The sequence below is a fragment of the Streptococcus suis genome, assembly GCF_002960445.1.
GTDB classification, from domain to species: Bacteria; Bacillota; Bacilli; order Lactobacillales; family Streptococcaceae; genus Streptococcus; species Streptococcus hyiners.
In genome coordinates, this window is the sequence record NZ_POJD01000107.1 from 1 (window position 1) to 13,341 (window position 13,341).

14 protein-coding genes are annotated in these 13,341 nt (G+C 44.8%); 13 read left to right on the forward strand and 1 reads right to left on the reverse strand.

What is annotated here, in order from left to right; translation table 11 throughout:
* The first annotated feature begins 106 nt into the window (after nt 1–106).
* Nucleotides 107–1,066, forward strand: coding sequence for a site-2 protease family protein (locus C1G53_RS01930; RefSeq protein ID WP_105117457.1), 960 nt, complete (start codon nt 107–109; stop codon nt 1,064–1,066).
* Nucleotides 1,067–1,606: 540 nt separating this feature from the next.
* Nucleotides 1,607–2,731, forward strand: coding sequence for an aminotransferase (locus C1G53_RS01935; protein WP_105117458.1), 1,125 nt, complete (start codon nt 1,607–1,609; stop codon nt 2,729–2,731).
* Nucleotide 2,732: 1 nt separating this feature from the next.
* On the opposite strand, the gene C1G53_RS01940 is transcribed toward C1G53_RS01935, so the two are convergent.
* Nucleotides 2,733–3,926, reverse strand: a complete 1,194-nt coding sequence (locus C1G53_RS01940) for a DUF2974 domain-containing protein (protein ID WP_105117459.1) — start codon at nt 3,924–3,926, stop codon at nt 2,733–2,735.
* A 135-nt stretch (nt 3,927–4,061) separates the two neighbouring features.
* On the opposite strand from C1G53_RS01940, the gene C1G53_RS01945 reads away from it, so the two are divergent.
* The 11 genes from C1G53_RS01945 (at nt 4,062) to glmU (ending at nt 13,336) form a co-directional block, all read left to right on the forward strand.
* Entirely contained in the window at nt 4,062–4,745 is a 684-nt protein-coding gene (locus tag C1G53_RS01945; RefSeq protein WP_105117460.1) for a response regulator transcription factor, read from the forward strand.
* The gene (locus C1G53_RS01950) at nt 4,738–5,718 is read left to right on the forward strand and encodes a sensor histidine kinase (protein ID WP_105117461.1); all 981 of its coding nucleotides are present in this window, start codon (nt 4,738–4,740) and stop codon (nt 5,716–5,718) included. Before C1G53_RS01945 ends, C1G53_RS01950 begins: the two co-directional genes overlap by 8 nt.
* Nucleotides 5,719–5,816: 98 nt before the next feature.
* Nucleotides 5,817–6,575: an ABC transporter ATP-binding protein gene (locus C1G53_RS01955; protein ID WP_105117462.1), complete on the forward strand. Its 759-nt coding sequence runs from the start codon at nt 5,817–5,819 to the stop codon at nt 6,573–6,575.
* Between the two features lies 1 nt (nt 6,576).
* Nucleotides 6,577–8,589, forward strand: coding sequence for an ABC transporter permease (locus C1G53_RS01960; protein WP_105117463.1), 2,013 nt, complete (start codon nt 6,577–6,579; stop codon nt 8,587–8,589).
* 452 nt (nt 8,590–9,041) lie between these two features.
* A complete protein-coding gene (locus C1G53_RS13125; protein WP_105117464.1) occupies nt 9,042–9,206 on the forward strand; it encodes a hypothetical protein in 165 nt (54 codons plus the stop codon).
* Complete coding sequence (locus C1G53_RS01970; protein WP_105117465.1) at nt 9,203–9,520, forward strand: PadR family transcriptional regulator; 318 nt, start codon at nt 9,203–9,205, stop codon at nt 9,518–9,520. Before C1G53_RS13125 ends, C1G53_RS01970 begins: the two co-directional genes overlap by 4 nt.
* A 1-nt stretch (nt 9,521) precedes the next feature.
* Complete coding sequence (locus tag C1G53_RS01975) at nt 9,522–10,316, forward strand: hypothetical protein (RefSeq protein WP_105117466.1); 795 nt, start codon at nt 9,522–9,524, stop codon at nt 10,314–10,316.
* 52 nt (nt 10,317–10,368) lie between these two features.
* A complete protein-coding gene (locus tag C1G53_RS01980) occupies nt 10,369–10,605 on the forward strand; it encodes a DUF2829 domain-containing protein (protein WP_004194840.1) in 237 nt (78 codons plus the stop codon).
* Nucleotides 10,598–11,296: a 3-oxoacyl-ACP reductase gene (locus tag C1G53_RS01985; protein WP_105117467.1), complete on the forward strand. Its 699-nt coding sequence runs from the start codon at nt 10,598–10,600 to the stop codon at nt 11,294–11,296. Before C1G53_RS01980 ends, C1G53_RS01985 begins: the two co-directional genes overlap by 8 nt.
* Before the next feature lie 13 nt (nt 11,297–11,309).
* Complete coding sequence (locus C1G53_RS01990; protein WP_105117468.1) at nt 11,310–11,780, forward strand: ASCH domain-containing protein; 471 nt, start codon at nt 11,310–11,312, stop codon at nt 11,778–11,780.
* 173 nt (nt 11,781–11,953) lie between these two features.
* Nucleotides 11,954–13,336 (forward strand): bifunctional UDP-N-acetylglucosamine diphosphorylase/glucosamine-1-phosphate N-acetyltransferase GlmU, encoded by a 1,383-nt coding sequence (gene glmU, locus C1G53_RS01995; protein ID WP_105117469.1) that lies wholly within the window; start codon nt 11,954–11,956, stop codon nt 13,334–13,336.
* Nucleotides 13,337–13,341: the final 5 nt, after the last annotated feature.

The following is a 13,341-nucleotide window of genomic DNA, read 5'->3' on the forward strand; positions in this document are numbered from 1 at the left end:
TAGCGTCAAAAAGCCCTACGACTTAACAAGACACCTCTACTTTATCATAAAGAAAAAGTAGTGAGTACTTTCTCCCGTCGGAGATTTCCTCACTACTAATCTTAGTATGTTTTTAATTGTTGGTCTAGGCTATATCTGGTTTATGGGAACACTCTATCTGACCCTCATTCTTCATGAATTGGGGCATGCCTTCTTTGGTTGGTTGACAGGTTTTGACTTGGTGGCGCTTGGCTTGGGCAATCGCTTGTTGGTCAAGACTGATCAGGGCTGGAAATGGAAGAAAACCGTGATTGTGCAAGGGGCAGCTGCTCAGTATATCGGGGTCAAAAAAGACGAGAATGACCCACGGGCAATTTTGATGTTTGCAGGTGGCCTGATTGTTCATCTTGTTCTAGTCTTGCTTTCTGTTTTGATGGGAGTTTTGACGGGGCAGTGGGGGCTACCATTATCGCAAATTCTTCTCAATCTATCTTTATTTATTCTCAATGCCAACCCTTCTGGTTTCTTGGATGGTGCTAAGATACAAGAGTTGCGTGCTCATCCCGAATATAGTCGGCTGACCTATCATGCTCTTCGTCATACAGCTCAAGCATTGGTGGATCCGACTGCGGCTAACTTGAGTGATTTTGTTTTGGAGCTCCCAATCTTGCCAGGACATTTACCACAAACGCATTACCTCAACTGGACAGAAGTCATGATTTTTAAGGGGCAATACCCAGAAGCCAAGGAACGCTTGGAACAATTGATTGCCACATCCGATAATGATTACATCATCAAAGCAAGCAAACTTATTTTGTTGGAAGTCTATATCTTGCAGGGGTTGGAAGATGAAGCTAGGGAGTTGGGTCAGGACAAACAGGTCAAGGCTCTGCTCAAGTACCCTATGGGAAATTACCAAGTCATCGCGGCTCTCTACCATCAGCGAATTACGAAAGATTACAAGGCTTTGAAGAAATCACTGGTTCAGGCTAAAAAAATGCTGCCCAACAGCCCGCTTTTGGTTGATGAACAGGGTTATTATAGCAAGCTCTTGGCGGAAGTTGATTTAGAAAGTCAATTGCCATAGTAGATTATTTTAACTTGTGTTTGCTATAAAATTTATGTTAAAATAGGGACGGAAACAAATAGATTGGGAGGTTGGTCATGAAAAAATTTGTATATGCCTTCTTGGTGCTTGCCTATCTTCTCTAGCTTGTTCTATGCTTATCCTTTTTCTTATCGTCTCTCTCTTTCCATCCTATTTACGGTGAATATTGTGCTTGGTTTTAGTTAGCGACTACATATGGATGTCAGGCAGGATGGAAATAATCCTTTATTGCCTATTTCAATGTAAAAGAGGAGGGACCAGTTGCCTTGGGAATTTGTTTTCTTGGAGGGCTCTCTAATGTCGGATAGAAGATTTGAGATTTTTTGATTTGCATCATTTGTCTCATGTTTGTATTTTGCCTACAAGTCGTACAGATTCTGTTCCCACGAAAATCCTATTTTATCACTAGTTTATCATCTATTTTTTTACTTAGAAGAAATTGGGTTTTTTGAATATTTATACGTTTTATGTGAGAATGTGGTACAATATAGACAGTAAAAAAATGAAGTTGGAATAAAAATGAAATTACCACGTTTCGGCGTTGAGGAGTGGCTAAATGTCCACGAAACCAGCGCCACTTATGACATTGCAGGAGTGTCCATTTCTGCCTTAACCTTAGATGAATTATTCGCCTTGTCGGGTACCAATCCTGAGGATTTTTATAAAAAATTGCAGGGCACCAAGCTCAACTATGGCTGGATAGAAGGCTCGCCAGCATTTAAAGAGGCTGTCAGCCAGCTCTACGAACAGGTCAGTCCCGAACAAATTCTCCAAACCAATGGGGCAACAGGGGCCAACTTGTTAGTTCTTTATAGTTTGATTGAGCCAGGTGACCATGTTATTTCTCTATACCCGACCTACCAACAACTCTACGATATTCCAAAGTCCTTGGGAGCAGAAGTGGATTTGTGGCAGATTGAGGAAGAGAAGGGCTGGTTGCCAGACTTGGAGAAATTGCGCCAGCTCATCCGTCCTAACACTAAGATGATTTGCATCAACAATGCCAATAATCCAACTGGTGCTGTCATGGATAGGACCTATTTGGAAGAATTGGCGGAAATTGCTGGTGAGGTAGGAGCCTATATCCTATCAGATGAAGTCTATCGTTCCTTTTCTGAGCTGGATGTGCCGTCCATCATTGATGTCTATGACAAGGGGATTGCGGTTAATAGTCTGTCTAAGACCTATTCTCTGCCAGGTATTCGTGTCGGCTGGGTGGCAGCCAATCTTGAAGTGACAGATATATTGAGAGATTATCGGGACTACACTATGATTTGTGCAGGTGTCTTTGATGACATGGTGGCCCAACTCGCGCTGGCATCTCGCAAAGAGATTTTGAAAAGAAATCGGCGCATTTTAGAAGAAAATTTAGCTATTTTGGACCAATGGATTGAGAAGGAACCCTTGGTTTCCTATATTCGACCAGCGGTCGTATCTACAAGCTTTGTCAAGATTGCAGTGGATATGCCTATGGAAGAATTTTGCTTGCAACTCTTGCAAGAACATGGTGTTCTTTTAGTGCCTGGTAATCGGTTTGATCGTGATGGCTATGTCCGTCTGGGCTATGCCTGTGAAAAAGAAACCTTAATTAAGGGCTTGGAAAAGCTATCTCAATTTTTAAGAAGATTCGATAACAAAAACTAGTTCAGTCACCTGAGCTAGTTTTTGAGTTATCTGAATGATCCAATTGGAAGAGTTTCCGCCAGTCTGGCAGAGAAATGTCTGGACTTGGAATGGAGGTGTTAACATGCTCTTTCCATATTTGGTAGCGTGTATCGAAGAGTAGCCGAATGAGCTTGTCCATCATTTCAGCTTCTTGAGGAGAAAATTCTTTCCTTAATCGGTCCATTTCCTGTAATTTTTGTAGGGGATTGACAGTTATGTCGCTGAAACGCTCAATACCTGCCTGGATGAAAATGCCAAAGAAGAGGTCAAAGAATGCTTTTAATTCTTCATCCGTCAGGCTGGCAGTCCAAGCTTTTAGGGTTTGGTCGATTTGGAGGCTATCACTGGTAAGGGTAGGGACTGATTTAAAATCCAGCCCCTCGATTTCCCAAGAAAAGGTAATGTGTTGGAGCAGTCCGACCGTATTGGTCTGAACGATTTGGGCGTTTTTAGGTGCTTCCAACATCATTCCTACAATAGAATTTTGAGGAATGATAGGGTGGATACGGTCTTGGATGTTTTTGTAGCCAGGGGCATCTAAATGCTTTTTATGAAGTCCAGGAGAATCAAAAGGATAAATAGCAAGGATGCGTTCTTGCAACTCAGGAGCTTGCTGGCTGGCAGCATAAAGGGCTAAATTTCCACCTTTTGAATGCCCAGCGATATAGAAATTTCCATCTTGACTAGCCATCAGCTTTTCTAAATAGCCACTTGCTGAACGCTGGGCAGGAATTTCATCCATATAGGCCATGTGGAAGTCTTCCTTCCAACCGATGATAGTGTCATCAGTCCCACGAAAAGCTGTCAAGATGGTCTGTCTATCCAGACGATAGCTGATAGCGGAGAATTGTTGTTCTTGGTCCAACTGATAGTCGTCAACGAAGCCAAATGCCTTGATAGACTTGAAGCGTATGGATTTGGCTAGAAGGGCAAATAAGGCTAGGCGATTTTTGGTCACCATGGAAAAAGGTGGGAAATCATTCTGATAGGTGGCCTCAAACTGCTCTGCCAGATGGTCCAGCCGGATGCCAGTTTCTGTAAAGGAAGTGGGAGCCAGTCTGTCAAAAGGTAGGTAGGAAAGTTCGGTCAGGGCCAAAATGTCCAGTTTGTTGAGGGGCTGGTCGTAAAAGCTATCGTATTGGGTATCTTCGATGTAGTTGAGTAAATTCGGCATGGCAATCCTTTCTTTTTTCTAGTATAGCGAAATATGTGTGGAATGACAAATCTGGGTTGGATTTGTAGAAAATCCCCCTTTTTTCCTGAAATTTAGGCTATAATAAATAGTATATAGTAAGAGAGGGAAAATGTTATGCAGAGAATTCTTCTGGTTGAGGATGACCGAATTATTAGTCAATTAGTTGCTAAGAATCTTACAAACTGGGGTTATCAGGTTCAAGAGGTCAAAGATTTTCAGACGGTGTTGGACCAAATAAGCGATTTTCAGCCCCATTTGATTTTGCTGGATATTGGTCTGCCGTTTTTCAATGGCTATTACTGGTGTCAGGAAATTCGCAAGACATCCCGTGTGCCCATTATGTTTCTGTCTTCCCATGACCAGCCCATGGACATTGTCATGGCAATCAATATGGGGGCGGATGACTATGTGACCAAGCCCTTTGAAATGACGGTGCTTTTGGCTAAAATACAGGGGCTTCTCAGAAGAACCTATGACTTTGTCGGAGAACAAAGTGTACTCTGGTTTGAGGAGATTTCCCTAGACCTAAAGACCATGCAGGTGTCCTATGGACAGGCTGTAGAGGAATTGACCCGAAATGAATTTCAGATTTTACGCGTTTTATTTGAACATGGTAAGGAAGTAGTCAGCCGTGAGGAGTTGATGAGAGAACTCTGGAACAGTGATATTTTTGTGGATGACAATACTTTATCGGTTAACATCGCTCGCCTGCGTAAAAAATTGGCAGAGCTGGGCCTACCTGACTTAATCATGACCAAGAAAGGAGTAGGCTACGGCCTGGTGTGGACACATGAATAAGGAAATGTTGCCTGATTTTCTAACTTCTTGGCTCCGTCATCGTTGGCTATTTCTGGTCAGCTACTGTCTTTTTGCCACGACCATTCTGGCTTATAGTGGGCTCTTTGACATCCAAAGAAACTTGGTTTTCTACGCCCTCACCCTGCTCACTATCTGCTGGCTCCTTGCCCTCTTCTGGGATTTTTTCAGGGAATTTTCTCGTTTTGGAAAAATCTGGCGTGGTCAGAAAGTGACTACTGGGACAGCCAGTGAGCGTTTGTTGCAGGAAAAAGTGGAGCGACTAGAAGTCCAGAACAAGCTCTTGATTGAAAAACAGCGTCAGGAACAGACAGAATTGGATGACTACTACACCCTCTGGGCCCACCAGATGAAAACACCTATTTCAGCCAGTCAACTTTTGGTCAAGGAAGTAGATAGTAGTCCAGTTCGTCATCAATTAGAATCGGAATTGTTTAAGATAGAACAATACACAGGCTTGGTCTTGAACTATCTCCGTTTACAGTCCTTTCATGATGATTTGGTTATCGAATCCGTCAATTTGGAAGAGTTAGTCAGAAGTCTGGTCAAGAAATATTCCCTCTTTTTCATTCAGGCCAATACCAGCTTGGACTTGGAACAGCTGGATAGGAGCGTAAAGACAGACAAACGCTGGCTAGGTCTCTTGATTGAGCAAATTTTATCCAATGCCCTCAAGTATTGTCAGGGGGGAAGTATTTCGATTGCTCTGGACGGGGATGATTTGGTCATTCGCGATACGGGAATTGGGATTGCTGAGAGCGACTTGGAACGGGTCTTTGAGCGTGGGTTCTCAGGTTTCAATGGCCGTAGAACCCAGCAATCTTCGGGTCTGGGGCTCTATCTCTCACGGAAAATTGCTGCGGAGCTGGGCTATTCCCTAAAGCTAAAATCAAAAGTGGGTCGGGGAACAGAGGTGCGAATCGGTATCAAAGAAGTGGAGTTGATTTTTGACTAATCTTACAAAACTGTCACGCAAATGAAAGCTAGGGCTATGGCAGACTGTCGGAGGATGAGCTAGAATGGGGGTAGAAAAAAGAAAAGGAGGTTGCAGTGATGCCACTCTTAGATGTACAACACGTTCAAAAGATTTACAGTTCTCGCTTTAAGGCGAGTCAGGTCGAGGCCTTGAAGGATATTCACTTTACTGTGGAAGAGGGTGAATATGTCGCCATTATGGGAGAATCAGGTTCTGGTAAGTCCACCTTGCTCAATATTTTGGCAACCCTTGATAAGCCAACGCAGGGCAAGGTCTTGCTTAACGGATTGGATACCCAAGCTATCAAGAGCAAGGAAGCGGCAGCCTTTCGTCGGGAGAAATTGGGCTTTGTCTTCCAAGATTTCAATCTCTTGGATACTCTTTCTGTCAAGGATAATGTGCTTTTGCCTCTGGTTTTGTCTCGCTATCCGATTGATGAGATGAACAAGCGACTCGTTCATACGCTTAATAGCCTGGGAATTGCGACCTTGCAAGACAAAATGCCCTACGAGATTTCAGGCGGTCAGCAGCAACGGGTTGCGGTGGCACGTGCGATTATCACCCAGCCAGAAATCCTCTTAGCGGATGAGCCGACAGGGGCTCTAGATTCCAAGTCCTCTGCAACCTTGCTGGATATCTTTGAGCAGATAAACCAGCAGGGGCAGACCATTCTGATGGTGACCCACTCAACTGCAGCGGCCAGTCGTGCCAAACGAGTACTCTTCATCAAAGACGGTATTCTATACAATCAAATCTACCGTGGCGAGCGGACTAGTCAGGAGATGTATCAGCTGATTTCAGATACCTTGACACTGATGGCGAATCGAGGTGAGTAGTATGTTTGGACTAACTGTTCGATTGGCTCTGACCAATCTCAAAAAGAACCGCAGGCTCTATTTTCCCTATGCCCTAATGACTATAGTTTCAACAGCCATTGCCTATATTTTTGCATCGCTTGCCTTTCATCCTGATTTAGGTCAGGTCAAGGGAGCCGATGGGGTAACCATGGTATTGGGCTTCGGTATGATTGTGGTCATGTTGGCGGTTGCCATCATGGTCTTCTATGCCAATAGTTTTGTCATGAAGCAGCGGTCAAAAGAGTTCGGTGTTTACAGTATTCTAGGCTTGGAGAAAAAACACCTCCTCCTGATGACTTTTCTGGAAAATCTAGTTTTTGCAGCCAGTAGTATTTTGACAGGCTTGTTGCTGGGCTTGGCTCTAGATAAACTCTTCTATGCCCTCTTGCTCAAGGTCATGCAGATGCCTGTTGTCCTAGCTTCAACTTTCCAGTTGAAAAGTCTGGTCACTGTACTTATCTATCTCTTTGGGATTTTCGCTTTGGTTAGCCTCTTTAATATTGGGAAATTGGGATTAACAGACTCTCTCAAACTGGTTCAGGGCAAGAAGCGAGGGGATAAGAAATCAGGCTCCCTCTGGCTACAGACCCTCTTAGCTATTATTTTACTGGGGGCAGGCTATACCATTGCCCAGCTAGTGACCAATCCCTTTCAGGCGGTTCCGAGTTTCTTTGGAGCGACTCTTCTGGTTATCTTTGGGACCTACCTGCTCTTCCACGCAGGTGTTATCAGTCTCTTAAACTGGCTAAAGAACCGTCAGACCTATTACTACAAGCCAGAGAATTTTATTTCTGTGTCTAACTTGATTTTCCGTATGCGAAAAAATGCTCTGGGCCTTGCGACCATTACTATCCTCTCCAGTATGTTCTTGGTGACCATGGTTGGAGGCCTCAATATTTACATCGGTGGCAAGGATTACATTGCTAACCAGAATCCAAATGATTATTCGATTGATGTTGGAATGCAGCCAACCGCTTCAAAAGAACAAACGGAGAAGTGGGAGGAGTGGGCGGAAGCTATCTTAGAAGAGACAGATATTCCTGTTGAAAGTAAGGTAGTCTATCCTTATCAGCAAGCCTATTTTTCTGAGGTGACAAACCAGCAAATAAAATTTTTGACGGATGAAGAAGCTGCTGGTATGGATTTCTCTGACCGATTGGGGATCGGTTTTGTCCTTAATCAAGCCAGCTATGAAAAGATGACGGGAGAAAAACTCCAGTTGGCATCTGACCAAGTGGCAATTTTTAGTAAGGGAGTCCAGTATCAAGCTGGTCAAACCCTTACCTTTGATGAAAAGGAAATGGAAGTTGTCCAAGTCTTGCCCAAGAATGTGACTTTAGGACATCTACCAGACCATGGTTCCTTCCTTCTCAGCCAGTATCTGGTCATTGTTGTTCAAGACTTGACAATATTTGAAAATCAAGCCGAAAATCGCTATTATATGGGCTTTGAAAGCAGTCTATCAGAAGAAGAGCAGATAGATAGCCATGACGCCTTTTTATCAGGTCGTTTTGAAAGTGAGCTTTGGGAGTCCAATATATTACAGAATGCAACGAACGCCATCAGTTTCGCCTATCGTGCCTATGCCATGCGTGGTTTCTTCAGTTTTGCAGGCTCACTTTTCTTCATCGGCCTCTTGCTATCACTCATCTTTTTGATGGCGGTGGTGCTGGTAATTTACTTCAAACAGATTTCAGAAGGCTACGAAGACAGAGATCGCTTCGTCATTATGACCAAGGTTGGTCTGGATGAGGATCAGACCAGACAGTCCATTCGCAAGCAATTGCTGACCGTCTTTTTCCTACCTATCGTACTTGCCTTTGTCCATCTAGCCTTTGCCTACAAGATGCTCTCGTCTATCTTGTTGTCTATCGGCGTGGTCAATGCAGGGCTGATGCTGCAAGTAACGGTAGGAATCTGTGGTGGCTATCTCCTCCTCTACCTAGTGGTCTATGCCATCACGACACGATCTTACAAACAAATTATTTCCTAAACTTGGGGCAACCCAAGTTTTTGGGAGTGGGAAAGAACTTGACTAGTAAAAAGAGTTCGTCAACAAGTCCTTATTTCCAGTTGTTGAGCTGAAACAGTCTATCTCCAGACTGTTTCACTCCCACCCCCGCACAGCTCAAAAGGTTCAGTGAACCTTTTGAGGTTGGAAATAGAGCGAACTTTGTTCGCAACAGTCGTAATGGTCAGATTTGGAGTGTAAGACACGAACAAATCTGCCAATCAACCACTGCGGTGAGATGTTGACACTAACTTTGAGTAGTAGTGTTGATTTTTTTTACTCATTTTCCACTATTATGCTTTACATACTAGTCAGCTTGCGTTATACTATAGATACAAAGCTAATAGGTAAAACAAACTAGTGATAGAAGACAAAGAAAATCACTTTTATTTTTATTAAACTAGTTGGTATTACAAACTAGATAGGGAGGCAGTATGAAACTGGATAAGAAAAGTCCGGAAAATTGGAAACTAGCAGGCATCACGCTTGTGACTGCTATTATAACTGGTTGGACTTTGGATTCTATTTTGATCTTAGGTATCCTGTTAGGATCAGGCCTATTATTTGGATTTTTTACAGATGACGAGGAGGGCTTATGAAAGAAACCCAAATGCTCAAAGGTGTCCTAGACGGCTGTGTCTTGCAGGTCATTGCCCGACAGGAAATCTATGGTTATGAGTTGGTTCAGGAGTTGAGAAAACAGGGCTTTGAAAACATGGTCGGAGGAACAGTCTATCCTCTGCTCCAGAAGTTAGAAAAAAATGGCTTAATTTTCAGCCAAAACAAGCCCTCACCAGACGGACCAGACAGGAAGTATTTTTATTTAACAGACCAAGGGCAGAGCTACTTAAACGATTTCTGGGTCCAATGGGGAGAACTCGTCGCAAAAGTGGAGAAAGTGAAAGGAGAATAAGATGAGCAAACAAATGGAATACCGCAAGCAGATTGAAGTGATTGAAAGCCAGCTGACCAAGGAAAACAAGGAATACATGGGCCGTATCAATGGCTACATGATGATTGCCTCTGTCTTTCACAGGCAGGAAGAAGCAGTGACTGCCCAGCTCTTTAGCATCTACCAAGACGTACTTGAAGCTCAAAAAGACGGGCTTTCGGCGGAGGATTTTCTGGGCAAAGACAGCAAGCAAATGGCAGACGACCTCCTCAGCTACCTCCCTCCGATTGGTTTCATAGAAGTCGCAAACCTGAGTGGCCTCATGCTCATCATCTACCTCGGCAGCCAATGGCTGATGGATTTTGCAGGGACAGGCACCATTTCGCTAAACTGGCTGGGCTTGGTGTGTGACACGGCTCTCAGTTTCCTCCTGCCAGCAGGGATTTTCCTCATTATTCGCGGTCTGATTTACCAGACCAGCAAAATCAAGGTTTGGGCAAGTTTTCTCTGCATCCCCCTTCTTTTTCTCCTGATTTGTGGGCTTCGTCTTTGGGCAATCCCCAAGGAACCTGACCTGGTTCTGACTGGCTGGGGGCTTGCAGTACCACTTACCGTTCTCGGTTTAGCTCTGCTATTTTTCCAAAAGGAAAAGTTGGTCCGCTATGTCTTTATGCCTAGTTATCTCTTTATGATTGTTGGCGGTGTGGTGAATATGGTCATGACTGTCCCAGTTTGGCTCAATCTGGTTTTGCTCATTCTGCCTGCTATGGCCTTTTGGATTGGAAGTGCGGTTTTGTTGGTGAGGAAACCGAAATAGAAGCGATTTTTTGGTATAATGATTGAAAGATAGAAGAATAAGGGAGTTTCAAATGACATTTGAAGAGATTTTACCAGGCTTGAAGGCCAAGAAAAAGTACGTTCGCACAGGCTGGGGCGGGGCGGAGAACTACGTCCAGCTCTTTGACACCATCGAAGTCCACGGGCAAAAGCTGGAGGCGACGCCCTATTTCCTCATCAACGTGACCGGCGAGGGTGAGGGCTTCTCCATGTGGAGCCCGACCCCCTGCGACGTCCTTGCGACCGACTGGGTAGAAGTCCATGACTAAGACAGCCCTCATCACCGGCGTTTCCAGCGGCATTGGTTTAGCACAGGCGAAGATTTTTTTGGAAAATGCCTGGCGTGTCTACGGGATTGATCAGGCCAGCAAGCCTGACTTGACAGGCGATTTTCACTTTCTACAGCTGGACCTGACAGGCGATTTAAGCCCAGTCTTTTCATGGTGCCAGACAGTTGATGTCCTCTGTAACACCGCAGGCATACTAGACGATTACCGTCCCCATCTGGATATCGAGGAGGATGAATTAGCTCGCATCTTCGCGGTTAATTTTTTCGCGGTGACCAGACTAACTCGCCCCTATCTGCAGCAAATGGTGGACAGACAGTCGGGCATCATTATCAATATGTGTTCCATTGCCTCCAGTCTAGCAGGTGGTGGAGGCTCTGCCTACACCGCCTCCAAGCACGCTTTGGCAGGTTTTACCAAGCAGTTGGCACTGGACTATGCCAAGGATAAGGTTCAGGTCTTCGGCATCGCCCCTGGTGCCGTTCAGACAGGCATGACCCAGAAGGACTTTGAGCCTGGTGGGCTGGCGGACTGGGTGGCAGACCAGACCCCAATCGGACGCTGGACCCAGCCCAGCGAAATAGCAGAGCTGACCTTCATGCTAGCCAGTGGCAAATTCACTTCCATGCAGGGACAGATTATCACCATTGACGGTGGCTGGAGTTTGAAGTAGAAAGGAAAATCCCATGACCCCTACACAACTCTGGCAAGAATTTCTTGCCTCCAATCCCCAAGCAGGTCCTGAGCCGGATGCCTGGGCCTTTGGGGCGGAAGCTGATCGACTGGCTGATTTAGTAGCAAGAGGTATAAAAACCTCAACCAGCTCTGCCCATGCCCTCTACGCAGTAGAGGGAGAAGAAATCCCAACAGCTGGTGGCTACGACATTATTCTCGACAGTCAAGGTCAGGCTGTTTGCATTATCCAGACCACCAAGGTCTATGTGACGCCCTTTTCCCAAGTGACAGCGGATCATGCCTATAAGGAGGGCGAGTTCCGTCAGGAAGGTGATTTGTCTATCATAAAAGAGAAAAGTCTGATCCACTGGCGGCAGGTCCATGAGGAGCTTTTCACTATCTGGCTGGCAGAAGCAGGTCTGACCTTCTCAGAAGATATGCTGGTTGTCTGTGAAGAATTTGAATTGGTTTACCCTAAATAGACAGTTCTACTGGATGCAATCATCCTTTAGTTTGTTTTCTAATACTAAAAATTTTTGAGAAACTGGCTTCATTCCAGTTTTTTTATTCACGAAAATTCCTTATAATACTGCCATTTTCCAAAAAACACAAAATTTGCTATAATAGGGTCATAACATTGAAAAGAGAGATACTTATGAGCAATAACTATGCAATTATTCTAGCAGCGGGTAAGGGAACTCGCATGAAGTCTGACTTACCGAAGGTCCTACATAAGGTGGCCGGAATTACCATGTTGGAGCATGTGAAGCGTGCCGTGGATGCCATGGAGCCTGCCAAGATTGTAACCATTGTTGGTCATAAGGCAGAATTGGTACAGACTGTTTTAGAAGGTCAGTCAGCATTTGCCCTCCAATCAGAACAGTTGGGAACAGGTCATGCGGTCATGATGGCTGAGCCAGCTTTGGCAGGGCTAGATGGTCACACCCTTGTTATTGCAGGTGACACACCGCTGATTACAGGCGAAAGCTTGAAGAACTTGATTAACTTCCATATCAGCCATAAAAACGTTGCGACTATTTTGACAGCTCAGGCTGATAATCCCTTCGGCTATGGTCGGATTATCCGTAATGCTGATGATGAAGTCTTGAAGATTGTTGAGCAAAAAGACGCCAACGATTTCGAAAAACAGGTCAAGGAAATCAACACTGGTACCTATCTCTTTGACAACAAGCGCTTGTTTGAAGCTCTTAAGGAGATCAATACGGACAACGCCCAAGGTGAGTACTATTTGACAGATGTTATTTCGATTTTCCGTCAGGCTGGCGAAAAAGTTGGGGCCTATGTCCTCAAAGACTTTGATGAAAGCCTAGGTGTTAACGACCGTGTAGCTCTTGCGACTGCAGAGGCAGTCATGCGCAAGCGGATCAATGAAAAACACATGATTAACGGAGTAACTTTTGTCAATCCAGAAGCAACCTATATCGACATTGATGTAGAAATTGGAGCAGAAGCGGTCATTGAAGCCAACGTTGTTTTGAAAGGTCAGACAGTGATCGGTGAACGCACGATTTTGACAAACGGCACCCGCGTGCGTGATTCTAAAATCGCTGCAGATGTGGTCATTAGCAACTCAGACATTGAAGAATCGGTTATCGAAGAGGGTGTGACAGTAGGTCCGTATGCTCATATCCGTCCAGATAGCCTTCTGAAAAAAGATGTTCACGTTGGAAACTTTGTGGAAGTTAAGGCCTCTACACTTGGTGAGGGAACCAAGTCAGGTCACTTGACTTATTTGGGCAATGCGACAATCGGCAGCAATGTCAACGTCGGTGCAGGTACCATTACGGTCAACTACGATGGTAAAAACAAATTCAAGACCACGATTGGCGACAATGCCTTTATCGGTTCAAACTCAACCATCATCGCTCCAGTAACAATCGGTGACAATGCCTTGCTTGCTGCCGGCTCTGCCATTACCAAGGACATTCCAAAAGATGCCATCGGGATTGGTCGTGGTCGTCAGGAAAACAAGGAAGGCTATGCGACCCGTTTTCCTTTCCATCCTAGTCAAAAATAGGTACT

Excerpts from the sequence above, each read along its gene's own strand:
- C1G53_RS01990 (WP_105117468.1), top strand. The coding sequence starts at position 11,310 with ATGACCCCTACACAACTCTGGCAAGAATTTCTTGCCTCCAATCCCCAA.
- C1G53_RS01980 (WP_004194840.1), top strand. The coding sequence starts at position 10,369 with ATGACATTTGAAGAGATTTTACCAGGCTTGAAGGCCAAGAAAAAGTAC.
- C1G53_RS01970 (WP_105117465.1), top strand. The coding sequence starts at position 9,203 with ATGAAAGAAACCCAAATGCTCAAAGGTGTCCTAGACGGCTGTGTCTTG.
- C1G53_RS13125 (WP_105117464.1), top strand. The coding sequence starts at position 9,042 with ATGAAACTGGATAAGAAAAGTCCGGAAAATTGGAAACTAGCAGGCATC.
- glmU (WP_105117469.1), top strand. The coding sequence starts at position 11,954 with ATGAGCAATAACTATGCAATTATTCTAGCAGCGGGTAAGGGAACTCGC.
- C1G53_RS01985 (WP_105117467.1), top strand. The coding sequence starts at position 10,598 with ATGACTAAGACAGCCCTCATCACCGGCGTTTCCAGCGGCATTGGTTTA.
- C1G53_RS01950 (WP_105117461.1), top strand. The coding sequence starts at position 4,738 with ATGAATAAGGAAATGTTGCCTGATTTTCTAACTTCTTGGCTCCGTCAT.
- C1G53_RS01960 (WP_105117463.1), top strand. The coding sequence starts at position 6,577 with ATGTTTGGACTAACTGTTCGATTGGCTCTGACCAATCTCAAAAAGAAC.
- C1G53_RS01935 (WP_105117458.1), top strand. The coding sequence starts at position 1,607 with ATGAAATTACCACGTTTCGGCGTTGAGGAGTGGCTAAATGTCCACGAA.
- C1G53_RS01975 (WP_105117466.1), top strand. The coding sequence starts at position 9,522 with ATGAGCAAACAAATGGAATACCGCAAGCAGATTGAAGTGATTGAAAGC.
- C1G53_RS01940 (WP_105117459.1), bottom strand. The coding sequence starts at position 3,926 with ATGCCGAATTTACTCAACTACATCGAAGATACCCAATACGATAGCTTT.
- C1G53_RS01945 (WP_105117460.1), top strand. The coding sequence starts at position 4,062 with ATGCAGAGAATTCTTCTGGTTGAGGATGACCGAATTATTAGTCAATTA.
- C1G53_RS01930 (WP_105117457.1), top strand. The coding sequence starts at position 107 with ATGTTTTTAATTGTTGGTCTAGGCTATATCTGGTTTATGGGAACACTC.
- C1G53_RS01955 (WP_105117462.1), top strand. The coding sequence starts at position 5,817 with ATGCCACTCTTAGATGTACAACACGTTCAAAAGATTTACAGTTCTCGC.